We start from the raw sequence: 25153 nt of genomic DNA on the forward strand, positions 1-25153 counted from the left end.
CTCAATAATTAACAAATATTTCTACACGGCGGTTTTGTGAGCGCCCTGCTGCATCATCATTACTACCAACGGGCTGTATATCCCCTTTCCCCTCAAACCGAATTTTGTTTGTTGGGATACCGGCTTTCTCCATAAAGTGCGCGACATTGGCAGCACGCTTTTCAGAAAGCACCTGGTTATTAGGGAATCCAGGCTTATTAATTGGCATTGAGTCGGTATGCCCCACAATCAGGACAGCACCTTGTACGCGATGCACTTCTTGAGCAACGCGTTCGATGACACTCATAATTTCCGGCCGAACCTTATCGGAACCCACCTGGAACATCGTATCGCCTTTGAAAATAACTTTGCTTTGGCTGGTTGTTTCATCAACACTGACTAATTGCTTGGCAATTTCATCTTTTAATAAAATCGCCAGGCGTAATTTCTGCTCGGCGGCGGCAAGCGGTTGTTGTGTAATAACCGGGCGCTGCAATGCTGTCATTCTCTTCAATAAGTCACTTTCAGGTACCGAGAGAAAATATTTGCTGGTAATAAAAGTAGAAGCAATTAAGAAGCCACACAGCAGCATCGACACACGAACCGGAATAAAAATCCCGCGACGTTTTCGAAATTGCTGTAATACCAAGCCGTGGGGAGAAAGTGCTGATGGCACCGTATCTCGGGTACTTTGCAGTAGCGTTAATAACCCCTGGCGGATTTTGGTTAACTGCCGGTCGCCGTCTTCAATAATGCTGTAACGACCTTCAAAACCTAGCCCTAAAATCCGCAACAATATTTCTAAACAGTCGGCATATTCATGTGGACTCATTGAAAGACGCCCCACTAACAGGAAGAATTTATTCCCGCCGTCGTTATCGCCTTCAAAGTGGTTCAATAAGTTACTTTGCGACCAGCCAGACATCACGCCCCATGACATGGTGTGAGCCGCTTCATCTAATGCGGTACACAAACAGTAACGGACGATTGCCATTTTTTTCCATGAAATATCCGCTTCATCACAGACAACACTAAATAAGGTGAGCTCGTTTTTAAGCCCATCTTTTAAAATCTGAACCTGAGAAACATCCGCTATCGTTTCTGGCATTTCACTTAGCGCACGTAACAGTGGCTGCGCGGCTTCCAGTAATGGCGTAGAAGATGCTACTGCCTTGGCTACTCGTTGCTGTACACTCTCACCTCTGAGCTGAGCAGTATCATACGGCTGGAAGCCATGAGAACTGGCAGCTTTGCGATTGAAATCAGTGCCTTGATGGATATTATCCGTACTGTCGTTACTGTCCGTATAGGCATTTTGATCATCAAGCAAAAAGTGGCCCAATGCCTGTGGATTAGTATCCGCATCTCTGCTTATTTCAAAGGGAGACATAGGGTTTCCCCCATTCAATTCACTGCTGTTACTCATGAATCTCTAATCCCCCAGAGCTCCATTTTCAATGCAGGGAAATCACCGGCAACATGCAGTGCAATAGCTCCTGCATTGGAGATTTTGTCCCAAAACGGCCCATTCTTTATTAATTCAAAATAGACATACCCTGCGCTATACGGAATTTGCCGTGGTGGTACAGGCAAACGCTGCAATTCCAAGCCAGGCAAGTGTGAGCGCACCAATTCATGTAACTGTTGAGGGGCGCTGATTTTTGTTTGCACTGAGAATTGGTGCTGTAATACATCCATTGGTAATTGCGCATGAACGGCCAATACCAGATTGGAGAATGAGCGTAATTCATTAGGCAGCACAGAGGCTGACCAAACGCCATTTCCTTTTGGTTCCAGCGCGATCATCTGTCCTGCACGTACCAGGACCTGATTAAGCAACTCATGCACATCATCCACCAATGGGCGAATTGACGAGTAAAGTTTACCGTGATCGTATCCAGGAGCAGGGCGTGACCGGCGCGTTTTGGTGCGAATGAATGTAGATAACTCACCGGAAAACTTGGCTAGCTCCTGATATAACATGATCGGAGGCAGCTCAGGAATATTGCGCAGATGGTCGAGAACCGGCTCATATTTATTAAATATTTGCAGCAGTAAGTAATCGACAATTTCTGCGCTGGCGCTGGCTTTACCATCACTATTTGATAAGCGTTTAGCCAACATATCTGCGCGCATTTTGACCAAGCCATTAAGATGCATCAGCCACTCTGACAACAGTGAACTTGCCGCATAACCCGTAACCGGAGGAATATAATCCTCCAGATGTAGCAACACGCTGCCATCAGGTTGAATAGCTCTAACTTTGGTTAATGGCAGACCTATCCAAGACTCGGTCATTTCATTTTCAGACACGAGTTTGAGACGTAACCGCGACAGTTGCACTGGCTTAGGCCCCTGGCGAATCGCGTTGGTATCGCTAAGGTTAGCTTCATAGGCGTAAAAACGTGCCAGTGAACTCATATCGTGTTCATCAAAAATAGTTTCATCGCTGTTATCTAAACGCAGTGGAACTGCCAAATAGATAAGCTTGCCCAAATGGTCAGCGGTGATGGTCAATGGCTCAGGTAATTCAGCATGGCCAGGGATGTCAAAAGGCGTGCCATCGGGTAATACACCCTTCCCAGAGCGCAAGACTAATTTGCCATAGGAGAGCGCTTCGCGATCAATTTCATATTGTGCGAATCCCCAAAAAAATGGAGTAATAGTTGCCGCTCTTTTATGGGCATAATATTCCAAGTAACGCTCTTGCTGTTGAAAAAGTTGCGGGCGAAGAAAAAGCCCCTCACTCCAAACGACTTTGTTAGTTCTCACGACTTAATCCATTTTTTTAATTGATATTGACAGGCGCTCAACACGCACTTCCACGATAGGATCGTGTTCTGTTTCCCCTGACCATAATTTTTTGTACCAGGGTTGCACGCGTTTCTTGGGTAACGGGTTAATAACCGCTTTCCAATCTGCCTGTTCAATTTCACGGTAAGCAGCAACAACGCCGATGGCAGTGACTTCACTGTTTGGCGTCAGCTCTATTTTTTTAGTCTCATTGGGTAGCATGATTCCGTCATATACTTTCTCCATCTGTTCCTTTAATGATGGTGTGTTTTCTTCGGTAATAGTGAAGAAATCACTCGACTTAAATTCATCCATGCTTTTAAGGGTATAAACCGAGATCCTTAATGGATTGGCTACACCTTTATTATTAGGATTGATATCTTTTGTCGTCGTCAGCTCAACCACCAGCTTCTCAACCGTTTCTGGTTGAGGCTTCGAGCTACATGCCATGACCAATAAAGTGGCTAACGCCACCACACAATATTGTGTAATCCGACTAAAACTACGGATACTCTCTTTCATACTCAGCCTAATCAAATAAAAACATTAAGCTTTATCCACAATAATATAGTCACTGCAGGGTTAATTATTTGGTCCAAACTCATACCATGCCCCATTTTTACATCTATTGTGGATAAAGCCTGTACTGAGAGAACTTGCCACCGTTTAAAGTGGCAAGTTTAATATCTAAACTAAAGCAGCAATAAATTAGCTCTGCTGGTTAGCTTTAACATCATAGTTAGCAGAAATAACGCCAGACTTATGGCCTTCAGCATTCTGCATAACGTAGTCTTGAGTCATCTTAGTGAATGAGAAACGAACTTCTTCACGTGGACGAGTTTCATCTTCCAGAGAACCAGCCATATCAACACGAGTGATGATCACATCAGTAAATTTGATAGTCAGGTATTCCAATGGATCGCCACCAGCTTTACGCAGTACGAATTGGATATTCTTAATGTGTTTACCAAGCAAGCAGTAGCTTAATAAGTTCGGGCTAGCTTTATCGATATAATGCGTGAAGCAGAAATCGGAAACAGTTGCTTTACCTGAACCACCGCCTGAACCACTGTGCATATTAGAGTGCTGAGAAACATCCCATTTCCAAGCCAACACCTGAATTTCGTTTTTATGATTAGCATCTAAAGATTCGCCTTCGATACCATCAATTTTAATAAACATATCTTGCGCCATAATATTCCTCTCAAGCACTTTTGTTAATATCACTCAATGTCGAACATCAAGTGTAGGAAGGCCCACGCAATAGTTACGAAAACACTTCCATTTCCTAGAAAAATAAGCATTACAAATAGTTTGTTATTGACTATTACAATACTTTACCTATAAAGGTCACTTTTACGTCACTCAATAAATTGGATGACGTAAGACCTCGTGCGATATACTGCACGAAATTTAATTTTCACTTTTGATACGATAAATATAATTATATTTGCACCAATAGCCTGGAAACTGAAAATATCATTTCACAGCATCCAGATTAGGGTTAATACATTAAATTACGCAACATCTTTCAGTGAAGGCAATTTAGCAACCATACGCAGTGACACAGTCAAACCTTCCAACTGGAAGTGAGGGCGTAGGAAGAATTTCGCCTGGTAATAACCTGGGTTGCCTTCAACATCTTCAACAATAACTTCAGCCGCGGCCAGAGGACGACGTGCTTTAGTTTCGATGGAGGAGTTTGCCGGGTCACCATCAACATAGTTCATTACCCAGTCATTCAACCAGCGCTGCATTTCATCACGCTCTTTGAAAGTACCGATTTTATCGCGCACGATACATTTCAAATAATGGGCGAAACGTGAACAGGCGAACAGGTACGGCAGACGCGCAGACAAGTTAGCGTTCGCAGTCGCATCAGCATCATAGTATTCCGCTGGTTTTTGCAGTGATTGCGCACCAATGAAAGCCGCGTAATCAGTATTTTTTCTGTGAACTAGTGGAATAAAGCCATTTTTTGCCAGTTCCGCTTCACGACGGTCAGAAATAGCAATTTCTGTTGGGCATTTTATGTCAATTCCGCCATCATCGGTTGGGAATGTATGACAAGGTAGACCTTCAACCACCCCACCACTTTCCACACCACGAATCAGGGTACACCAGCCGTATTCTTTGAATGAACGGTTGATGTTAACAGCCATTGCATAAGCTGCGTTTGACCACACATATTTGCTGTGATCAGCACCATCAGTCGTCTCTTCAAAATGGAAGGCATCTACCGGGTTAGTACGAATGCCGTATGGCAAACGTGCTAAGAAACGTGGCATAGCCAGACCAATATAGCGAGAGTCTTCAGACTGACGCAGTGAGTTCCATGCCGCATATTCAAGGTTCTGAGTGAATATTTTGGTTAAATCGCGCGGATTAGATAACTCCTGCCAAGATTCCATTTGCAGTACAGAAGGCGCAGCACCAGTAATAAATGGCACGTGTGCAGAAGCGGCAACCTTACCAATTGAAGCCAGCAAATCAACATCAGGTGCTGTGTGATCAAAGTAATAGTCTGCAACCAGGCAACCATAGGGTTCGCCCCCTAATTGGCCATACTCTTCTTCGTATACTTTTTTGAATAATGGACTCTGATCCCAAGCCACACCTTTATAACGCTTCATGTTACGGCGCAATTCATCTTTAGAGATGTCAAGGAAACGCAATCTTAACTTCTCATCAGTCTCAGTATTATTTACTAAATAGTGCAGACCACGCCATGCACTTTCCAGAGACTGGAACTCCTGATGATGCAGAATCAGATTAATTTGTTCGGACAACTTGCTATCAATTTCAGCAATAATCGAGGCAATGCTCTTATAAGCATCGTCTGAAACTGTTACTGAGTTAGCCAACGCCTGCTCTGCTAATGTTTTAACAGCACCTTCAACGGCAGCTTTGGTTTGCTCAGACTTCGCTTTGAATTCTTTGGTCAAAAGCGAATTAAAATCGCTATATTCAGTCGCGGTAGCTACGCTGGCTGATTTATTTTTTGCTTCTAAAGTAGACATTATTCTTCTCTTCTTAATCAATCTTACTGCTGAGCATCAACAGCGGATTGCTCTGCTTTCGGTGCGGACGCCAGTGTTGCCAGTAATGATTTATCTTTTAGAAGTTTCATTACCAATTCTTCTGCACCGGCCTTGCCATCCATATAGGTTTGCAAGTTAGCTAACTGGGTACGGGCATCTAACAATTGAGACAGAGAATCGACTTTCTTTGCGATTTCATCTGGAGAAAAGTCATTAAGACTCTCAAAAGTAATATCGACCATCAATTGCCCTTCACCTGTCAGCGTATTTTTTACAGCGAATGCAACACGTGGTTTCATTGCCTTCATACGCTCATCGAAATTATCGATGTCAATATCAAGCAGCTTTCTATCCGCTACTGAAGGTAAAGGTTCAAGAGGTTTACCTGATAAATCAGCCAGGACACCCATTACGAATGGCAATTCAACTTTTTTCTCACTACCATATATTTCCACATCGTATTCAATCTGTACGCGTGGTGCTCGGTTCCGAGCAATAAATTTTTGGGAATTACTTTTGCTAACCATATGTGCCTTTTATTCAAAAAATAGTGTAAATATCATCAGGAAATAAACATCCTGAATCGCTATTGGAGAGGTCAAATGTAAAAGTAATATTTAACCGTTTCCCCCTACTTATAAACCAACTCAATACCTGCAGTTGTTCTAACCTGCCCAGGGGTTACCGTATTAGTACCTTTTGCATAATAACCCGCTAAAAAATAGTGAGTGACATCTTCACCTAAACTGGAAATAACATATTCCTGTACACTATTTTCATCGCCAACTACCATTTGTTGCCCTGCAGCTTTACTTAATCTTATTTGCGCATTTTTGCTAAAATCAACACCAAGCTCATTTTGCAAATTTCCGGTTGTTGCATCCGGCATCGTGCCACCTGCGCCGATAAAACGTAATGATACCGTTCTATTGACCGGACATTTCCTCAGTGCAATTTGAAATTGCTGTTTGCCCGCTTCTGTTTTGTCAGTTTTTAATTCGGTTACCGACAAAGTTGGTAATAAAACTGCCTCTGAAGACGAGCCATCATTAATACTGATTTCACAGGTATCTTCCAAATACTCACCGGTAAATGAAACCTGAACTTTACAATCTGCCATTCCAGCACATGAACTAGCTGCCTGAGCGGGCTGACGTGCTATAAAAGCCACAATCAGCAATAGCAAAAACGAGATAAATATCACTACAACATTACTTTTTAACCACGAAGACATACGACCTCCAACTGCGTTATTTGAGTGCTTTCTGTCTTCGCTTTAGTGTTCGCTTCCGTGCCTGAATGAATACGGCATTTATCTTTACCGCCATTCCTGATGACATTCAGTGGTTGTGATCCTGGCCCCCAACCTCGAATAAATGCCATCCCACCTTGCCCAACAATTCCCAGACTCGCCCCATCTGCATCCAATAAATCAGTCCCTATTGGGAGATACTCATTGTTTTCATCCTTAACAATCAGCATCAATGGATGACCAGTAATGGTTTTCATCTTGACGGGAATCATTGCTCCTGTTCTCGGTATAACCGTTTTTTCACTCTCCAGTATGTCAACCGATTCAGGTAAATCTTTGTAATCAATGGCAACTGTATTTTCGCGGTATGCTGTCATCGACGGCATAATGGCATACCCACGACTATCAATCTTCGCCCCGCGACCGTTATACAACTTAGCGCCAGCCGCCCCCTCGGCATGTACGATGGCAAATGGTGCTTCGCCAAGCCGTGGGCCAAGTGTCAATCCACCTTGGTGAGCCACCAAGCTGCCATTGGCTGATGCTGATAATTGGCGCGACGAGCCATTATTAACTGATGCGGTCATACCATACCGACCCACTCCAGACTGGTAACTCATGTTGCCCGTCACCGTTTTACTCGACGCAGTTTCACTCTGATTGCTATAGGATGTCCCGACGCCGTAAGAGAACTCACTCTGGTCACCCTGATTACCACTAGCATTCATCTGAACCAATGTATTTCCTGCATCATCACGACTAGCCATAGAATACAATGAGTTAAATAATGGCTTTTTCGTTATGGTGCCCCCCAACGGAATACTAATTGAGGCCATATAACTGTTTTGATACTCATTACTATTACTATTGTTGCTGTAGCTGCTGCTGCCGTTACTGGTTCGCATTGCTGTCAGTGCATAAGAGAAATAACGCAGTGAATGATTAAAGGTCACTGCATACTGCTGCGAAGCATTCTCATTTCCCCAATAACTGTAAAAGCTACTGTTCAAGTTAACCGCCATATTGTCCGCTACACGTTGCGAAACATTCACTGACAGACGGTTACGGGTACGAAAACCAATATCGTCGCTACCATTAGAGCTGCCATAGTGATCCAGACTCGCTTCTCTAAAAGTATAAAACCCGTGGGATGAGTACCGATAAGCCGCTAAGGTCAAGTTGGTATCGGTCTCACCTACATATTTTGTATAGTCAATTTTGTAACTATTACCGGATGAACGTTGGTCATCAGCTAACTCACTTCTGGCGTGGGTGACATCAAATGAAACACCGCCCACTGGAGTATTAAATGCATTACCTACCCCCACCGAACTGTAGTTTTCGGCTAATTGTGCCCCGCCATACAGCGTATATGTATTGCCCAAACCGTAATGATATGCCCCTTGAACAATAGCCGGATGCGCATCTATGGTACTGTCATTTAATTGGCCAACGGCTATACCGAACTGGGATACACCTTGGTAAAGCAACATGGGCGGTGCTGAAAACGGAATTCGTTGACTACGGGTGCGACCATCAGATTCAGTCACCGTCATCTCCAAATCACCACCGTAAGACATGGTGCCGATATCATTCAGTTCAAATGCACCCGGCGTCACTACCGTTTCATATATTGTTTGCCCCCGCTGAGTCACTGTGACTCTGGCGTTAGTTTCCGCCACTCCCCGTATCACAGGAGAATAATTGCGAATCCCTTCGGCTAACATCCGGTTGTCTGACGCCAACTGCACACCACGTAAGCCGAAAGTATCAAATAAATTACCTTGGGTATCACTGTCACCTAACGTTAATTGGCTCTTCAATGAAGTTACATCCGTGGCAGCAAAACCATACAAATTTTGTGTACGCATACCGCCGGAGTTTGTCCAACTGGTATTAAGGCGTTTTCTTAACCGCCACTCACCAATGTTGGCTCCGGTAATTAAACCGATATTGCCGATATATGAATTCGACTTTGTCCCGCTGTCGTTACCACCATTAAAAACACTATAAATGTTGCTGTTATAATCTAAAAAACCTACCGGCGCTCCCGCATCCCACAAGTTGGAATTTATATAGCCGCGCGGATTTTTGACTAAATTAAACTGTGGCACCGTGATTAAAAGTTCAAAATCCCCTGAGTCATAACGTATAGCGCTGTCTTTAATTAAATCTTTTAAGTTGTAACACTGATCTCTTGCAGCTTCTTTTGCTGTATCAGATATTTTTTTCGAACCATCCAGTTCAAATTTTAGACCTAACTCATCAAGCTGTTCCAATGTAAAACAAGGTTCAGCGGTCGACTCACCTGCAATGGATTCGAAGCGAATATTATACTTTCCGCGCACCTTACCATTTATAGAAACCATCACATTATAAACACCAGGTGACACTGGGTTTTCATTCATAAACCGCGCAACATCCACCCCTGCCCCATGAATAAAATCAGCATTAAACTCAACGGCTGTAATTTCAGGCTCATTACTTTCATTCACCGATGGTGCAGCTATAACAATCTTATTTAAGAAAAAAATCGCAGTTAAGATCGTAACCCAAAATCTCAGAAAATATTTGTAGGGTAAATTCACTAATTTATTAATTCTATTTTGTAAGTAGCGCATCATACATGAATGATTCATGAGCAAAAGCTCCCTGTAATACCAACGGATTACCATCTATTTGATGGCAAGAGCCTCAGATTCCTATCCGACATGCTCACCTTGCGAACGAAGATATTTATTGTTTTGTAACAATCACTCCTTTGCCTTGAACAAAGGACAAATTCTCTTCAACCGCTGCGCCGTAATCATTTAATAATTTGTAGTTCATAGCAGAAATGCCAGAAACTTTATTCTTAGGATAAAATACCAATGTTGAATGTGGTGCCAACATCTCTGTATTCAGATCCACTTTTTTTCCACCCGCAACCACATCGCCGGAGTCAAAGGAAAAATAATAAGGCGTCGGATTTGTTACTTTCACACCCTGGCCTTTTTGATTGTCATTAATCAATTCCCATTGCAGCTTTTCTTTTTGTTGTCCGCTATTACTATCTAAAGCTGTTGGACGATAGAAAATTTTAATCCGGGTACGAAAAGCTAATTCAAGTTTATTTTTATCACTACTCTCTTTTTGAACTGCCGGTATTTCTAACATGTTAAACCAAAATACGGATTCTTTATCCTGTGGTAGTGCCATACCATTATAAATCATACGTACACTCTGCCCTTTACCACCCTCAACACGAAATACGGGAGGAGTGACCATAAAGGGGGTCTTTACATCATTAATTTTGGTATTACTGCTGCCATCATCAACCCATACTTGTACTAAAGCTGGTTCCGCGCCTTTATTATTAGTACGTATGTTGACTTCTTTTTGATCGGCAGGGAATATCACACGTGTGCCGCTTATTGTCATTGCTGCATGCGCTGGGATACTGCTAGCAATCAGCGACAAACATAAAATAATTGATTTATAGAACATCATATTACCAAATAATAAGTTAGAGCTAGAAACTCAGTGGTACAAACCATTAGTCGAAACCTATTTAACAACAATTTGTTGTTATTTTCGGCTTTGCGACCCGATTAAGATCGGGCCGCAAACCTATCGCCCAACAGGGTGATTAGTTGTATGCCAGTACGTATTGAACTTTAGCAGTTACAACACCTGGAGTTGTTGCAGCTGTTGCATAGTAACCACCAGCATAAGACAGAGTGGTTGTACCAAGCTCATTCTCATCAGCACCATGGATCACAGCAAAATCTTCACCAGTATCACCCACACGGATCTGAGAGTTGTTGCTCAGATTATACAGGCGTACTTCAGCTTGAGTTGCTGCATCAGTAACTGCGCTGTTGGTCAGGTTACCGGTAGTCGAGTTAACACCGTCACTGTTAATTGCTTCGAAGTGAGCTGCAACCTTAGTTACAGTTTTCGGGCAGTCAATTACTGAGATAGTGAAGTTAGTAGAACCCGCTTCTTGACCTGTAGCTGCCAAGCTTTTAATTGACAGTGTTGGCAGGTCGACTACTACATTTTCTGTACCAGGAGCAATCTGGCAAGTTTCATTAATCAGTTTACCATTGAAGGTAACAGTACCATTAGTTGCAGCAAAAGCAGTTGTTGAAGAAACAGCCAAAGCCAGAGCACATACTGCCAGATTTACTTTACGCATTACTTTCATCCTTTAGATTACTTTCCAAAAAAAATATTATTAATTAAACACATATATAGTTAATACCTGTATAGACTAAGAACAGATATGACCTATCCTTCTTTGTTTTTCATTTATAGATGAAAAAACAAATATTTAGTTAGATAAAAAACACAATCAAAATAGAATTAAGATGATTATTTTTATCCTTTACAACATTAATTCAGTACTGAAACTAAAAATTTACTTTCTACTTTATCTACGAAAACAATCTGATTGGGCATCATATTTTGTTCTCGTAATATAAATTTACTAATTGCCGGTGTAATATTCTGCTCAATATAGCGAATAAGCATCCGTGCACCGGTTTCAGCCACCGAACAGTGATCAACAACATCCTCAACCACTGCATCACTGTATTGTAATACCAGTTGATGCTGAGACTTCAAACGCGCCCCAATACGCTCCAGATGCAACCTAACAATATGCTGTAATGCACTTGGTTGTAGCGGTAAATAAGGAATTACTGTCACACGCCCTAAAAATGCTGCTGGGAAAACTTTCAGCAGTTCAGGTTGTAATGCACTCAGTATTCCATCTTGCTCCGGCGCAGTATCTGGATCAGCAAACAAATTACTGAGCAGTTCGCTACCAACATTACTGGTTAAGAGTAAGATGGTATTTTTAAAATCAATAAACCGCCCTTCACCATCTTCCATTTGACCTTTATCAAACACCTGGAAGAATAATTCATGTACATCAGGGTGCGCTTTTTCAATTTCGTCTAACAGCACCACACTATAAGGTTTACGTCGTACCGCTTCGGTTAATACCCCACCCTCACCATAACCAACATAGCCTGGAGGTGAACCTTTTAATGACGAAACCGTGTGCGGTTCCTGATATTCACTCATATTGATAGTGATCATATTCTGTTCACCACCATACATACTTTCTGCTATTGCCAGCGCTGTTTCTGTTTTCCCCACACCTGAAGGGCCAACCAACATAAAGACACCCAGTGGTTTTCTTGGATCAGATAAACCTGCGCGCGCTGTCATAATACTTTCACCCAATTGCACTAGCGCATGGGACTGACCAATAACACGGTCTTCAAGACGTTGCGGCAATTCCATAACCGCACGAATATCATCTTTCAGCATCTGTCCGACGGGAATACCGGTCCAATCCGCAACAATACTGGCAATAACAGTTGCATTAACTTCAGTCTGCACTAACGGTAATACACTGCGTACTTGGGACAGTTGTTCTTCTAACTGAACCAATTGCTGCTGATGCTCCTGACGCTTTTCTTCATTAGGTGCTGACTCAGAAACCAACTCATACAGTTGCGTTCTTGCTGTCGTGATCGCCATTACCAGCTCGCGCTCGGCCTGCCAGCGCCCATCAAGTTGACTTGCTGCAGCTGAATGCTCAGCAATCTCAACCTGTAATTGCTGGGTACGATCGCCCTGCTCTTTACCAAAATGCTGCGCTTTTTCCAGTGACGAAAGCTCGGTTTGCGCCGTTTCGCTCTGGAATATAAGCTGCTGCAATTCTTTTGGCTGTGAGAACTGCGCGACCGCAACTCGAGCACAAGCCGTATCAAGCAGGCTAATCGCCTTGTCCGGCAATTGGCGCGCAGGGATATAGCGATGAGACAAACGCACCGCAGCCTGCAAAGCTTCATCCATAATCCACACACCGTGGTGCTTCTCTAATGCCGGAGTCAAGCCACGCAACATGGAGATTGCTGTATTCTCGTCAGGCTCATCAATCTGGAGCACCTGGAAACGGCGAGTCAGCGCCGGATCCTTTTCAATGTGTCGTTTAAACTCACTCCAAGTTGTCGCACCAATGGTACGTAACTGGCCACGCGCCAAAGCAGGCTTTAATAAGTTAGCTGCATCGCCAGTCCCGGCATTACCGCCAGAGCCGACCAGCGTATGTACTTCATCAATAAACAGAATGACTGGTTTTTCCGAAGCCACGGCTTCATCCAGCACGTTTTTCAGACGCGCTTCAAATTCACCTTTCATGCTGGCACCCGCAGAAAGGGCGACCACATCCAAAGCCAGCAAACTTACCTGGCTTAATGCAGGTGGCATCTTATTTTCCACAATAGCCAAAGCCAGACCTTCAACTACTGCAGTTTTACCCACCCCTGCTTCACCAGTAAGTAATGGGTTGTTTTGTCGACGGCGCAGCAAAATATCCACCATCGTACTGATTTCATGATTACGCCCTAGTACCGGGTCAATCTTGCCTTCACGCGCCAATGCCGTAAGGTCTGTTGTGTACTGAGACAATGTCCCATGACTTTTATTACCCATCGCATTACTGGCTTCACCGGGTAATGCACCGTCATACATCGCACTGCCATCGGTGGCAGCTTCACTTGCTTCTGGCGATGCCTGTGTAATGAAGTTCAGGTCGCTAGTTAATTGCTCCAGTGGGATTTTCTCCATCTCTGGGGCAATAGCCAAAAATGCACGGCGCAATTCCATATTAGTCAGCATCGCCAATAAAAGATGGCAGCCGCGAATACGCGTATCTAAATACTCTAAGCTGGCATAAACCCACGCCCGCTCAATCGCCAGTTCAATATGGTATGAAAAGTCAGAGATGCTGGTAGCGCCGGTGGGTAAACGAGCCAAAGCTTGTGCCAAACCGCGTTCAATATCATCTGCATTTAAAGCAAAATAACGAACAATTTGTTTAAGGTCATTATCATCCTGATGCCAAAGTTGGTTAACCCAATGAACTAACTCTACGTAAGGGTTACCACGTAATTTACAAATTGTCGTCGCACTTTCAATACCTTTGAAAAGAGTGGCATCCAGTTTGCCGAAAAGGTTTTTCCTCGTTATAGCCACGTTGTTTATCCTGGTCTTTTAACAGTATTTAGGTCTTATGTATTTTAGGTATATGCCTGCATGTCCACACGCACACTACGTATAATCGCGGAGTATTATATGATAATAGCAACACGTATTTTCTTGGGGCCTATAATAGGGGGGTTAATTAAAAAGAGAAAGTGTAATTATTAAATTTTATCACTTTTAAGATTTTCGCTCATATTATATATCGCAGAACGAAATATATTAAGATTATACCCACCAACTTAGTAGGCAAAATGGAAATAAGCACTGGGAAATTTCCTACAAAAAGGTATTCCCATAAAGAATGAATAAATAAATACCACAAAATCACCAAGTATAACATTCAGGCAAAAATCCTAAATATTCACTAACAGGAAAAGCAACCCCATTGATTTATAAGGATAAACAACCAATTTCACATTGTTATTTTTTAAAGCAAGTTGAGCCACGAATCATAGCATGTAATAATAATCTCACTAGTTATGGTTTACTAAATATAAAAAACCCCTTCATTACATCGCAATAAAATCAATATTAACACACTGACTCATGAAATTGACAAATATTGACGTGCGAAACTGACAAATACTGACATACGAAATTAATAAAGGCTGTTATCCGCCCAGTAGGGAATACGTTAAACCAAAATAAGTTAATATAAATAAACGTATTCTTACTACTAGAGATAAATAGCATAGGCATAATAACTGAGGCTGTAAATGGATCACAAATTTCTTGACTACTATAATAAAGAACTGACATTTATGCGCGAAATGGCGCAAGAGTTCGCTGATAAGCATCCTAAAATCGCTGGGCGATTGGGCATGCGTGGAATTGAGGTGGCAGATCCTTATGTCGAGCGGCTGATTGAGTCTTTTTGCTTTTTATCTGCTAGGACACAAATTAAGCTTGATGCTGAGTTCCCAAAATTCACTCAGCGTTTGCTAGATATTGTTTACCCTAACTACAACTCACCAACTCCTTCAATGGGAGTGATTCAACTCAAGCCCAATCTTAAAGAAGGTGACCTTACTCAAGGGTATAACGTTTTACGTGGCAGCTCATTCTTTACCCATATTGCTCCAGGCGAAACTACCCGCTGTGAATTTCGCAGTGGCCAGGATGTCGAGTTGTGGCCAATAGAGATAACGGAAGCACGTTTAAGCTCAATTCCGCCTGATATGCCCAATATGGAAAAACATCGCATAGCCTACCATCGGCTAAAGGGTGCCCTGCGCATTAAATTAAAACTCGTCGGCGACCTGAAGTTTTCACAGTTAGAGGGGCTTGATCGGCTGCCAATTTATATTAATGGTGACGAAAGAATAGTCTCTAATATCTTTGAACTTCTACATGCCAGTCATGTGGCGACTATCATTCGTGCCGGCCATGCGATGACAGCAAAAGATACAGTAATCAGTGAAAATCCGCTCGCTTTTGAGGGGTTAAGCCCTGACCAAAGCTTGCTGCCGCTCTCGTGGAATATTTTTCATGGCCATAATCTTATGCAGGAATACTTTACCTGCCGCCAGCGCTTCTATTTCTTTACCCTAACTCAACTCTCTAAGAGTCTGCGCGATAATCATACCAATGAAGCGGAAATTATTATTCTATTGGATCGCCTTCCGCAGGAGCTGGTGAGCCATGTTGCGCCATCTCGCTTTCTCTTAAATTGCACACCGGTCATCAATCTATTCCCAAAACGAATGGACAAGATTGAGATCAACCGCGCACTGAATGACTTCCATGTAGTGCCAGACCGTAGCCGCCCACTAGACTACGAGGTTTTCTCAATCAATAGAGTCTTTGGTCAACAAGCTGAAAGCAGTAAAGAGGTGGTATTTAACCCCCTCTATCAGACTCGTCATTGCGATAATGGTAACTTCGGCCGCTATTTTTCGATTACGCGCAAGCCCAGAACTAGCCAGAACAATAAGAGAAAGTATGACACCCGCACGCCTTATGACAGCACCGAGGTTTTTATTTCATTGGTTGACCAACAGGAAGCACCTTATGGTGATGACCTGCGCTATTTATCTATTGAGGCACAAGTAACCAATAGAGATCTGCCGCGCCTTATCTCAAGCAGTAATAATTTTGAATTAACCATGTCGAACTCAGCGCCGGTTCATGGTGCTCGCTTTGTTTTCCAACCCAGCGCACCACGGGCTCCTTTTGCAATAGATGAATCTGCATGGCGATTAATTCGCCAACTCAGTTTCAACTATCTGCCATTGTCGGATATGTCTCACTCCAATGGCGGTGAATCACTGCGCAATATGCTGCGGCTGTTTGTTAATGCTTCTGATCTTGAATCTAATACTCAAATTGATGCATTGGTTGGCTGTAAAAGTGAGCCGGTTATCCGTCGATTGCCCGGTAATGGCCTACTGGTTTATGGCCGGGGGATTTGCTGCACCCTGACTGTCGATGAAGATGGCTTCTCCGGTGTCAGCCCCTATCTGTTTGGTTTGATTATGGAAAACTATTTAGCGCGCCATGCTGCTATCAATGTGTTTACCGAAACTGAACTGCATTCGATGCAAAGAGGCCGTGTTGGTCAATGGAAAGCCCGCCCAGGGACACGAGGAGTTCTATGATGTCCCCCGATGAGAAGCTTCATCAGGAAAGTCAGGTCAACCTTGATGCCTGGTATCAAAAATCAGAACCTTGGAATGCCGGTTTCATCAGCATGATGCGGGTTAATGCTGCCCGTACACCCGATATGCCTGCCCCTGGGAAAGCCATGCTCCCCGAGCAGGAAACATTTCGTATTGGGCAAAGTGCCAATATGGCGTTCGCCCCCCGAGAAATAGCGCATGTAGAAATGAAAGACGGGAAGATGGATCTCCAGCTTTTCAGTCTTGGTATCTGGGGGCCACATGGTGCAATGCCACTGCAAATGACGGAGTTGGCCTACACCCGCGCCGAAGTGCATGACCATACCATGACTGATTTTGTTGACCTTTTCCATCATCGGGCATTGTCACATCTCTATCGCGCATGGTTTGTCTCTCAGGATACTTCTTCACTCGATAGGCGACATGATGAAAAGTTCTCTTTTTATGTCGCCAGTCTGGCGGGGCTTGATCTCAAAGAACTGGGTCACAGTGCGCTACCAGTACATGCTCAGCTCGCCTCATCAGCACATTTGATTCGTGAAGCACGTAACCCTGAAGGTTTGGTGGGGGCGTTGCAATATTACTTCGAAGTGCCGGTGAGCATGGTGGAATACGCCCAACAGTGGATCTTTCTGGACAAAGATGATCAGACCCAGCTAGGCGATAGCTCTTCAGCCATGCTGCTGGGGGACGGTGCCATTCTGGGCAATACCGTTTTAGACAGGCAGCATAAGTTTGAACTTATTCTCGGCCCACTCAGCTTAAAACAATACCTGCGGTTTAGCCCATCAGGCCAGGATTTACCGGTATTGCGTGAATGGGTACGTAACTTTGTCGGGTTTGAATATGCTTGGGAAGTGCAGTTGCTACTCGCGGCCAACGAAGTTCCCACCGCCAGCTTAATGGGCGAAAGCCAGCTGGGATACACCAGTTGGTTGGCAAGGAACGATACATCAGCCGATGTGAGTGGCATGAGTTTTGAACCTGAAATGCACCGCTATTAAAGCATAACCGCCCGCCCATCGGGCCAAGAGCAAAAGCTTAGACCATAGCGCTCCATGGCGCTAAAAGGAAGAAACATGAGTGTACAAAACATCGCTGAAAATACAGGTTATTACCGTAACCTGATGCAGCCGATTCCAGGAGAACACCCTTGTGGCCTGGATCTCGAATATGATGCGGCATTTTTACTGCTGCAGACCAAATTACAGCCCAAACTGACTGCCGAATATGGTGATTTTATTGAAGTCGCCGAGTCAATTAATTGGACAGATACCGAGAGAAAATGCCTTGAGCTGCTGAATAAAGCTCGGGATGTACGGCTGTTTATTATTCTCATGCGCTGCCGGATGCGTCAAATTGGCGTCAATGCAGTACAAGAAGGGCTGACCGCCTTAATCTGCTGCCTGAAGCTGTGGCCTGAAGACCTGCATCCCCAACTGCTGGATGAAGGTGAATTTGAGCCCTTTATGCGCGCCAACGCTTTTGCTGACTTAGAAGACATTGATGGCTTTATCGCCGATCTTCGCAACCAAATGTTACCCAAAGCTGCTGGTATGCAAATTTCAGTTAAAGAATTTGAAAAAGCGCACTCTTTTCCACGGGAAGAAGGCGCGCTGGACGAGGGTACCATGGAGGCGATTAAACAAGAATGGCTGGCCCGATCCGACAGCACGATTGCTTCATTGCAGCAAGCCTATGCATTACTGTTGGAACTCACTGCGCACCTGCGTGACTCACTTGGCAATATCACACCGGATTTTGTCAGGCTAACCTCACTGTTGCGTCATTTTGGTCGTGACGATATTGCACCAATAGTGGCTTTTGAAACTGCGGAATATCTCGCCGTTCCTGAGGAGGAAGAGAGTCAGCCATACGAACTGACCACTGAGCCATCAATGGCAGAAGTTATCGCGCCGGTAGTCGCCGAGATAGATGCTGCGGCCCCCTCTTTTCAACCACAACTGCAACCAACATTACAAGCTGCACCTATGCCGATACCAGTGCCACCACAGCCCCGGGGGATCCAAAACCGTGCTGAAGCATTATCCAAAATTATTGAAGTACGCCAATGGTTTGCAGCCGCGGAACCCAGTAGCCCGGTCATTGCTTTATTATCCCTTTCAGAAAAAACGATCGGCAAAAGCTTTGGTGAGTTACTTCAAATCATTCCTCAAGAACTGATTTCAAAACTTGACGCAGGACAGGAGTAACACGCCATGAAAAGGGAACTTTTTCTATTATTAGTGGGTGCCGCTATCACAGGGCAGGCACATGCCATTTGCACGATTGACACAACCAGCGACAAAGGTGGAGTGCTGCCGACAACCATGACGGTGTCCGCATTAACCATCATGATTGAGGCTGATGCACCCGCAGACACGTCAAAACCTATTGCTGAAGCGAATACCGCAATCCAAGGTGACAGAGTCAGTTATGTTGATTGCGCGGTCGGTAACCCATATGGCAAAAATGTGGCCCCACTGCTAGGTGCCAGCCTAGGCAATGGGCTGTTTGCCACCAATATTGAGGGTATTGCCATTAAACCTATGTGGAATAATGGGGGCGCCTTTGGGACATTTAATACCGCAGGGAACATGAGCTTTACTACCGATGTTGGTCGATGGACTTATCCTGTTAGTTCCTACTTCAGGATTGAGCTCTATAAAATAAAGGACAACCTATTATTAGATAACCCGGCTGGCCAAGTGGTTCTGCCCGGCGGTACTGCCGCTTATAACTGGGTTAATATTAATAATTTAGCCAACTTCGCCCAAAAACTGGATATTGGTCAAATCACCATAATCAGCACCCCATCTTGTACTTTTGAGGGGACGAAAGTTGTCGATTTCGGCCTCGTTACCTCAGGTAATTTGAGTAATGGAATAGAACGAAATCTGGATTTTGATATTACCTGCAAGACAGATTATGGCCAATATTCCGCAACAGCGGCAATTACCACACAAACCCCCACTGCTGATGGAAATTACATTAAGGTCAAAGATAACAATGGCCAAGATGATCAAATGCGCATAAAGATTAGCGACAGCAATGGGAAATTAATGGCAATGGATGGCAGCACCACCGAGCAAAAAGTCAATATTGTCAGTGCCACTCCAGCTGAATTTAAATGGAAAGCAACTCTGGAACCCGCAGCTGTCAACGCCAAGCCAGCTAACGGCCGCTTTAGTGCTGCTGCCGAAATAATTTTGCAAGTTAATTAACCCATTACAGAACACTACTAATTTTACACGGAACATTTATGCAGTCTGCATCTTCTATTTTTGTGAGCATTGCAAGTTATCGGGACTCTGAATTAATTCCGACATTGCATGACATGATAAATACCGCTAAACACCCAGAAAATCTCGATATTGCAGTTTTCTGGCAGGATGATAATGACATTAATACTTTTTTAAATCAGGGTATGCAACTGAACGAAAGTAAAACCTACCTTGGGTATCCATTACATCTGCTGGAATATAACGGTGCGCGCATACAGGTTTTAAGTGTGCATTATTATGAAAGTCGAGGGGCTTGTTGGGCCCGGCATATGGCAGAACAACTATTTGAAGACCAAGCTTATTTCTTGCAAATAGACTCTCACTGCCGGTTTATACAACATTGGGATCATGAAATGATCGCGGTGTTAAATAGCCTGCGGGTTAATAGTCCTAAACCGATTTTATCCAGCTATCCTCCCGGCTATGAACCTGGCGAGAATGAGAGCAGAAAAGATTATGTCAGCCGCTTAATCTTTAATACTTTTACACCAGAGGGCATGGTGCAAATGATGTCCGTGCCTTTTACTGAAGCTGCCCCCGTCCGTTGCGGTTATTTAGCTGCCGGTTTTATCTTCAGTGATGGCAGTTTTGTGCATGACGTTGCCAACGACCCGGATATTTTCTTTATGGGTGAAGAGATTGCCATGGCTGCCCGCGCTTTTACTCATGGCTACGATACTTATGCACCACATAAAATTTTGCTCTGGCATTTCTATACCCGGACTAACCACAGCAAAGTTTGGTCAGACCACAATAATGAAGCAAAAGAATCTGGTGCTATTGACCTTGCTTGGTGGGAAAGAGACAAAATCGCAAAAAGCCGGGTTCGGGCACTACTCGAATCTGAACAACAAACTATTGAACTTGGCCGCTATACACTAGGTACAAAACGTTCTTTACAAGAGTACGAATATCGCCTTGGCCTCAACTTTAAACAACGCACTGCACATCCTGATGTGACAGGCACCAATAAAGTTAGCTATTTCAATGAGCTGCCCACATCACATTCACAGTGGTTGCAGTCTTTGATTGTAGTTAATAAAAAAACACTAAAAATAGAAAAGCATGAGGCCGATTTTACACGTGAAGATGTTGAGTGGTGGCACATTGGTGTCTATGACCCACAAAATACACAGGTCACAGCTGAACAAGTCGATCTAAGTAATATGAAGAAAATTATTACTAAAATAGACGACTCAATCGTTGAGTTGAAATTAGCTTTTAATACCGAAAAAAATGTAAAACCGCACACAATCCGGATATGTCCTTATATACGGACGCAAGGTTGGGGTGAAGTTGTGGAGAAATCCTGGTGAAGAGTGAAGATATTTTTAAACAAATTTTAATCGCTGACACTTTATTGTCATTCAATGGCATTATTCCGTCGCTATCCGATTTTCAGCAAAAGCTGATAATGTTGATCACGGAATTTGGCCAGGCGCTTAAATCAGAGCAACATCCGCCAATCGAAATCGATCGCTTATGCCATCAACTTTGTCATTATCTTGATAAACGTGTTGACAGCATAATTAAAGATAAAGGGTTAAATTGGGATGGCTACTTATTATTAGATTACTTCTACGGATATAGTATGCCGCTACCGACTGATCACGTGAGCCTGGAAGCATTATTAAACAGCGATGATAAAATAATTTATCACTATGCATTCAAGATACTTCTGCTTTCGCGTAATTTGCCAGTTCGCGATATCAAATCGCAACAATTAATTGCACGTTATAGCCACAAGTTCGTACCACTCAATTTGGCTATAACTGACGATGAAATTAACGTAGAACCCGACCTCGTCGAAGTGGCATGCGCTATCAAAGCGCCGGTCGAAAATGTGCTCACTCCAGTACCAAATAGTCACTGGCGCTCTTTGAGCATCTCCTTCTTTGTTTTGACGTTAATGCTCTCCGCATTCTGGTTCTGGTGCGCTCGTTATTTAGGTGATATGTCTTAAATGTTTACGGTTAAACTCAATAAACCGCTATTGCTGCTCTGGTTGGCGGCCAGTGGTTTCTTAATAGCAAGTATAAATTTTCAGGGAAATACGTTCTGGAATAACGTTATTTTCATTATATTTCTAACTCTATTAGCGGTGACTGTCTGGTGGCATTACACCCTGAAACCGGTACAAACTCAATCAGAGCAGTCTAATTCGGAAAAACAGCCTCTCCAAGTGGAGACTCCACAGCCTACAGCTCAGGAAAATACGGTTATTTTAATCCTTGGTCCATACGCAGCTAAATGGTTTAGCAGCGCAGGCGCTAGTGATAATACTCGCTTTTCTGACCATGCGGTCTGGATATTAATTTCTGAACCAGAGACATTACAAAAACGGCTTAAATTTATTGCTGACAATCATCCTTCAGCTCAGGTTTTGGTTTTCTTTCCATTCCTACCAGATGTGCATGATAGTACGTCAATTATAATTTCACAGCTGACCAAATGGCGAAATAGTTTTGCCACATTGCCACTGCAAAACCCCATTTCTAGTGTATTGGCTATCTATTTACAATTAAGTGGGGAACGTCTCAGCCATAATCCGGATAATGCCTATTGGACAGGCAATATTAATCTTGCCAAGAAGGAAGAAGTCGATATTGCCAGTGCTTTTCAAGTACTAAACGATAAGTTTACCTTGCAAGATAACAACAGCACAGAATTCGCTTCTCAACGTAATGCGATGGCGCACCAATTGTTTATCTGGCTGAACGAATCCGGAATCACCAATACCCTACAAGCACTATTTTCCCACACGTCATTACAGTTAACTGATGTGATTTTGTCAGACAATGGCAAAGGATTTATCAAACATGGTGCCTGGTCAGCATGGCTGGAGAAAACTATGGGGATTCTGCCTGGTTTAGCCTCTGCTGTTTCACTGCCCCCATTGCCAAAAATTATTAATTGGCAAAAAAAACAAGTGATTCCAGTGGTAGAACCCGAAGTAATAGAACCACCTGCTCCAGTAAAATGGCTGTGGAGTTTGTGCTTTGCAGCAGTGCTATTAGCCTTTCATATGGCGCACACAGTGTCGCAAGAGAAGGTTTTCTCTCAGAAATTTAGCCAGCAATTAATCCCGTTAAATAATGTTAACGAGTTGTCTATCCAACATCTTGCTGAGAATCTTAAAGTGCTCGCCGACAAAGGAAAAATATTGTCCGCATGCGTAAATTCACCTGATATAACCCACTGGGGACTATCTCAATGTGCTCCATTATTGAAGCAAATAAACCATAAGATCGAAACTTATACAGATATTCCAGTGTTTAGTTCCGCCCAAATGGCACCACTGTTTGATTCAAATAGCAGCAAACTGAAACCGAACATGCAAACTAACAAGATACTGACATCTCTATTAAGTTTGCTAGAACATAATCCGGGCAGCAAAGTTTTAGTTGTTGGCCATTCAGATAATACCGGTAGCCCTTCAATTAATATGGCACTTTCTGAGCAACGTGCGCAGGTGGTTGCTGACTGGCTAATCAAACATAGCTCACTCTCTGCTAATGATCTGATTATTAGTGGAAAAGGTGCTTTAGAACCTGTGGCATCGAATGACACAAAGATAGGACAAGACCAAAACAGACGTGTTGAAGTGCTGTTGTTACCAATTCAAGATAAGAACGCGGGAGTAAAAATTCAATGAATGCTACATCTTCAAATTATTCGATTTATGAGGGCACTTTTCTAACAACGGCCCCGATCCTAGATCAATCAGTGAATATCTTAATGTTCAGGGATCCTGATAATCACGAATATAACATTATTATCAATCGTGCTGTACTGGTTGAACAGGAAACACCTGAAGCCTTCTGCGAAAAAGAAATGGAAGCATTACGTAATAAGCTGCCGGGTTTCCAAATTGAAGGTAAGTTACTAACCCATGAACTTGGCCCAGCCAAATTACCTGTAGTACAAGTAGCAAACAATTTTTTACAAAACGGGGAAAGGACTCGCCAAGTTCAGTCTATTGTGTTATTACCGCACCACCCCATTTCAAATCCAGATAGTCGTGTTGTACTTATTTTCACTTTAACAAGAACTGGGGGCGAATTTACTGAACATCAACGTAAACATTACGTAAAAATAATCAATAGTTTTAACCCAAAAGTAATATAGCCGATTAATATAAGAAAAAAATCACTTCACATATATATAATGTGAAGTGATTCTCATCTAAAGATGCATTGGCAATACGATAATTTCATTGATAATCATGACACTATATCGTTATTGATACTGACTTTTTATTTTCAATCTGCAATCCAGGTTTTATATGATATTTCGACCATAAACGAAAGTATTAACTCACATAAAAACCCAACAAAACAGATAGATATTAGAGCACATCATTGTTAACCGACCATTTTCGATATGGCCTAAAGTATAAATTTGCAGCTATGAACCTTAACTCATCCATTTTCTGGTAAGTTATATTTATAGTCACTAATATCCAAACTATTAACGTTATACTTCTCACATATATTACGGCGGTAATCAATGATTTTTTTATGAGTCGTCGAAAGTAATTCTGCTATCTGGTCATTATTTAATCCGAAAGTAATTAACTTCAATGTTTCCTGTTCTTTTTTTGTTAACACTGGCATTTCAGAACAATCACTATCCAAATTAACAACCTGACCATTATATTCCTTATCACAAACCCGCTCTATTGTTGTTATAATATTTAATATACTCGTAGTTTTATATAAAACGGCATTGTAGAAATTAGGTAAGATACGCAAATCCATTTTATTATCACATAAAACTATGACTTTAGATTTTTTCTTTATTTTCTTGAGCAAAGAATATGCACTTATGCAGTCAATTAATGTTATATCAACCAAGACCAGCATCGTATTTTTATTTATCGAACTGATAAATGAATCGATGACATCATAAGTCTCGACAATAACCTCTTTTAAACTCGGAGTATTAAATACGTGATAAAAAATACATTCAAATGAGAATGACAGTAGTTTACATTTACTAAACACTATAACATTCATATTTCCGCCCCTCTCACTTATCAATCATTTAATAATTGTAATTAATGAAAACTGAAGTAATTAATACAACCAATTTAAGACTATATATTTATGACATCTAGAATTTAATATTAATTTACAACAA

20 protein-coding genes are annotated in these 25153 nt (G+C 42.7%); 8 read left to right on the forward strand and 12 right to left on the reverse strand.

The window, feature by feature from the left end; translation table 11 throughout:
- Nucleotide 1: 1 nt before the first annotated feature.
- The 11 genes from tssL to tssH form a co-directional block, all read right to left on the reverse strand.
- Nucleotides 2–1405 carry a type VI secretion system protein TssL, long form gene (gene tssL, locus D5F51_RS16500; protein ID WP_129197924.1) on the reverse strand — a complete coding sequence of 468 codons (1404 nt, stop codon included), beginning with the start codon at nt 1403–1405 and terminating at the stop codon, nt 2–4.
- Nucleotides 1402–2751: a type VI secretion system baseplate subunit TssK gene (gene tssK, locus D5F51_RS16505; protein WP_129197926.1), complete on the reverse strand. Its 1350-nt coding sequence runs from the start codon at nt 2749–2751 to the stop codon at nt 1402–1404. Before tssK ends, tssL begins: the two co-directional genes overlap by 4 nt.
- A 3-nt stretch (nt 2752–2754) precedes the next feature.
- Nucleotides 2755–3294 (reverse strand): type VI secretion system lipoprotein TssJ, encoded by a 540-nt coding sequence (gene tssJ, locus D5F51_RS16510; protein WP_162301769.1) that lies wholly within the window; start codon nt 3292–3294, stop codon nt 2755–2757.
- A 186-nt stretch (nt 3295–3480) separates the two neighbouring features.
- Nucleotides 3481–3966, reverse strand: coding sequence for an Hcp family type VI secretion system effector (locus D5F51_RS16515; protein WP_042569160.1), 486 nt, complete (start codon nt 3964–3966; stop codon nt 3481–3483).
- A gap of 323 nt (nt 3967–4289) precedes the next feature.
- Nucleotides 4290–5792, reverse strand: coding sequence for a type VI secretion system contractile sheath large subunit (gene tssC / locus D5F51_RS16520; protein WP_129197930.1), 1503 nt, complete (start codon nt 5790–5792; stop codon nt 4290–4292).
- Between the two features lie 23 nt (nt 5793–5815).
- The gene (tssB, locus tag D5F51_RS16525; RefSeq protein WP_129197932.1) at nt 5816–6340 is read right to left on the reverse strand and encodes a type VI secretion system contractile sheath small subunit; all 525 of its coding nucleotides are present in this window, start codon (nt 6338–6340) and stop codon (nt 5816–5818) included.
- Between the two features lie 104 nt (nt 6341–6444).
- The gene (locus tag D5F51_RS16530; RefSeq protein WP_129197934.1) at nt 6445–7047 is read right to left on the reverse strand and encodes a fimbrial protein; all 603 of its coding nucleotides are present in this window, start codon (nt 7045–7047) and stop codon (nt 6445–6447) included.
- On the reverse strand, nt 7032–9704 hold the full coding sequence (locus D5F51_RS16535) for a fimbria/pilus outer membrane usher protein (protein ID WP_129197936.1): 2673 nt from the start codon (nt 9702–9704) through the stop codon (nt 7032–7034). Before D5F51_RS16535 ends, D5F51_RS16530 begins: the two co-directional genes overlap by 16 nt.
- Nucleotides 9705–9801: 97 nt before the next feature.
- Complete coding sequence (locus D5F51_RS16540; RefSeq protein WP_129199413.1) at nt 9802–10551, reverse strand: fimbrial biogenesis chaperone; 750 nt, start codon at nt 10549–10551, stop codon at nt 9802–9804.
- 142 nt (nt 10552–10693) lie between these two features.
- Nucleotides 10694–11254, reverse strand: a complete 561-nt coding sequence (locus tag D5F51_RS16545; protein WP_129197938.1) for a fimbrial protein — start codon at nt 11252–11254, stop codon at nt 10694–10696.
- 188 nt (nt 11255–11442) lie between these two features.
- Nucleotides 11443–14100: a type VI secretion system ATPase TssH gene (tssH, locus tag D5F51_RS16550; protein WP_129197940.1), complete on the reverse strand. Its 2658-nt coding sequence runs from the start codon at nt 14098–14100 to the stop codon at nt 11443–11445.
- Nucleotides 14101–14825: 725 nt separating this feature from the next.
- On the opposite strand from tssH, the gene tssF reads away from it, so the two are divergent.
- The 8 genes from tssF to D5F51_RS16590 all read left to right on the forward strand — a co-directional run bounded on the left by tssF (nt 14826) and on the right by D5F51_RS16590 (nt 24139).
- Nucleotides 14826–16706 (forward strand): type VI secretion system baseplate subunit TssF, encoded by a 1881-nt coding sequence (gene tssF / locus D5F51_RS16555; RefSeq protein WP_129197942.1) that lies wholly within the window; start codon nt 14826–14828, stop codon nt 16704–16706.
- Nucleotides 16706–17731: a type VI secretion system baseplate subunit TssG gene (tssG, locus tag D5F51_RS16560; protein WP_129199415.1), complete on the forward strand. Its 1026-nt coding sequence runs from the start codon at nt 16706–16708 to the stop codon at nt 17729–17731. The genes tssF and tssG overlap by 1 nt, the downstream gene beginning before the upstream one ends.
- A 75-nt stretch (nt 17732–17806) precedes the next feature.
- Nucleotides 17807–18940: a type VI secretion system protein TssA gene (locus tag D5F51_RS16565; protein ID WP_129199417.1), complete on the forward strand. Its 1134-nt coding sequence runs from the start codon at nt 17807–17809 to the stop codon at nt 18938–18940.
- A 6-nt stretch (nt 18941–18946) separates the two neighbouring features.
- Nucleotides 18947–19951 (forward strand): fimbrial protein, encoded by a 1005-nt coding sequence (locus tag D5F51_RS16570; protein ID WP_129197945.1) that lies wholly within the window; start codon nt 18947–18949, stop codon nt 19949–19951.
- A gap of 38 nt (nt 19952–19989) precedes the next feature.
- Nucleotides 19990–21327, forward strand: a complete 1338-nt coding sequence (locus D5F51_RS16575; RefSeq protein ID WP_129197947.1) for a GlcNAc-transferase family protein — start codon at nt 19990–19992, stop codon at nt 21325–21327.
- Complete coding sequence (locus D5F51_RS16580) at nt 21324–21974, forward strand: hypothetical protein (RefSeq protein ID WP_129197949.1); 651 nt, start codon at nt 21324–21326, stop codon at nt 21972–21974. Before D5F51_RS16575 ends, D5F51_RS16580 begins: the two co-directional genes overlap by 4 nt.
- On the forward strand, nt 21975–23666 hold the full coding sequence (locus tag D5F51_RS16585; RefSeq protein WP_129197951.1) for an OmpA family protein: 1692 nt from the start codon (nt 21975–21977) through the stop codon (nt 23664–23666).
- The gene (locus tag D5F51_RS16590; protein ID WP_129197952.1) at nt 23663–24139 is read left to right on the forward strand and encodes a DcrB-related protein; all 477 of its coding nucleotides are present in this window, start codon (nt 23663–23665) and stop codon (nt 24137–24139) included. Before D5F51_RS16585 ends, D5F51_RS16590 begins: the two co-directional genes overlap by 4 nt.
- Nucleotides 24140–24432: 293 nt before the next feature.
- Here D5F51_RS16590 and D5F51_RS16595 read toward each other — a convergent pair whose 3' ends face one another.
- Complete coding sequence (locus tag D5F51_RS16595) at nt 24433–25029, reverse strand: LuxR C-terminal-related transcriptional regulator (protein ID WP_129197954.1); 597 nt, start codon at nt 25027–25029, stop codon at nt 24433–24435.
- Between the last annotated feature and the right edge of the window lie 124 nt (nt 25030–25153).

This window comes from Yersinia hibernica (genome assembly GCF_004124235.1).
In the GTDB taxonomy this organism is placed as follows: domain Bacteria; phylum Pseudomonadota; class Gammaproteobacteria; order Enterobacterales; family Enterobacteriaceae; genus Yersinia; species Yersinia hibernica.

Bases quoted from the DNA above. Each gene is read 5' to 3' on its own strand.
- tssC (WP_129197930.1), bottom strand. From the start codon at position 5,792: ATGTCTACTTTAGAAGCAAAAAATAAATCAGCCAGCGTAGCTACCGCG.
- D5F51_RS16590 (WP_129197952.1), top strand. From the start codon at position 23,663: ATGAATGCTACATCTTCAAATTATTCGATTTATGAGGGCACTTTTCTA.
- tssG (WP_129199415.1), top strand. From the start codon at position 16,706: ATGTCCCCCGATGAGAAGCTTCATCAGGAAAGTCAGGTCAACCTTGAT.
- D5F51_RS16570 (WP_129197945.1), top strand. From the start codon at position 18,947: ATGAAAAGGGAACTTTTTCTATTATTAGTGGGTGCCGCTATCACAGGG.
- tssL (WP_129197924.1), bottom strand. From the start codon at position 1,405: ATGAGTAACAGCAGTGAATTGAATGGGGGAAACCCTATGTCTCCCTTT.
- D5F51_RS16535 (WP_129197936.1), bottom strand. From the start codon at position 9,704: ATGAATCATTCATGTATGATGCGCTACTTACAAAATAGAATTAATAAA.
- D5F51_RS16530 (WP_129197934.1), bottom strand. From the start codon at position 7,047: ATGTCTTCGTGGTTAAAAAGTAATGTTGTAGTGATATTTATCTCGTTT.
- D5F51_RS16565 (WP_129199417.1), top strand. From the start codon at position 17,807: ATGAGTGTACAAAACATCGCTGAAAATACAGGTTATTACCGTAACCTG.
- tssB (WP_129197932.1), bottom strand. From the start codon at position 6,340: ATGGTTAGCAAAAGTAATTCCCAAAAATTTATTGCTCGGAACCGAGCA.
- D5F51_RS16515 (WP_042569160.1), bottom strand. From the start codon at position 3,966: ATGGCGCAAGATATGTTTATTAAAATTGATGGTATCGAAGGCGAATCT.
- D5F51_RS16545 (WP_129197938.1), bottom strand. From the start codon at position 11,254: ATGAAAGTAATGCGTAAAGTAAATCTGGCAGTATGTGCTCTGGCTTTG.
- D5F51_RS16540 (WP_129199413.1), bottom strand. From the start codon at position 10,551: ATGTTCTATAAATCAATTATTTTATGTTTGTCGCTGATTGCTAGCAGT.
- D5F51_RS16585 (WP_129197951.1), top strand. From the start codon at position 21,975: ATGTTTACGGTTAAACTCAATAAACCGCTATTGCTGCTCTGGTTGGCG.
- tssF (WP_129197942.1), top strand. From the start codon at position 14,826: ATGGATCACAAATTTCTTGACTACTATAATAAAGAACTGACATTTATG.
- D5F51_RS16575 (WP_129197947.1), top strand. From the start codon at position 19,990: ATGCAGTCTGCATCTTCTATTTTTGTGAGCATTGCAAGTTATCGGGAC.
- D5F51_RS16595 (WP_129197954.1), bottom strand. From the start codon at position 25,029: ATGAATGTTATAGTGTTTAGTAAATGTAAACTACTGTCATTCTCATTT.
- tssJ (WP_162301769.1), bottom strand. From the start codon at position 3,294: ATGAAAGAGAGTATCCGTAGTTTTAGTCGGATTACACAATATTGTGTG.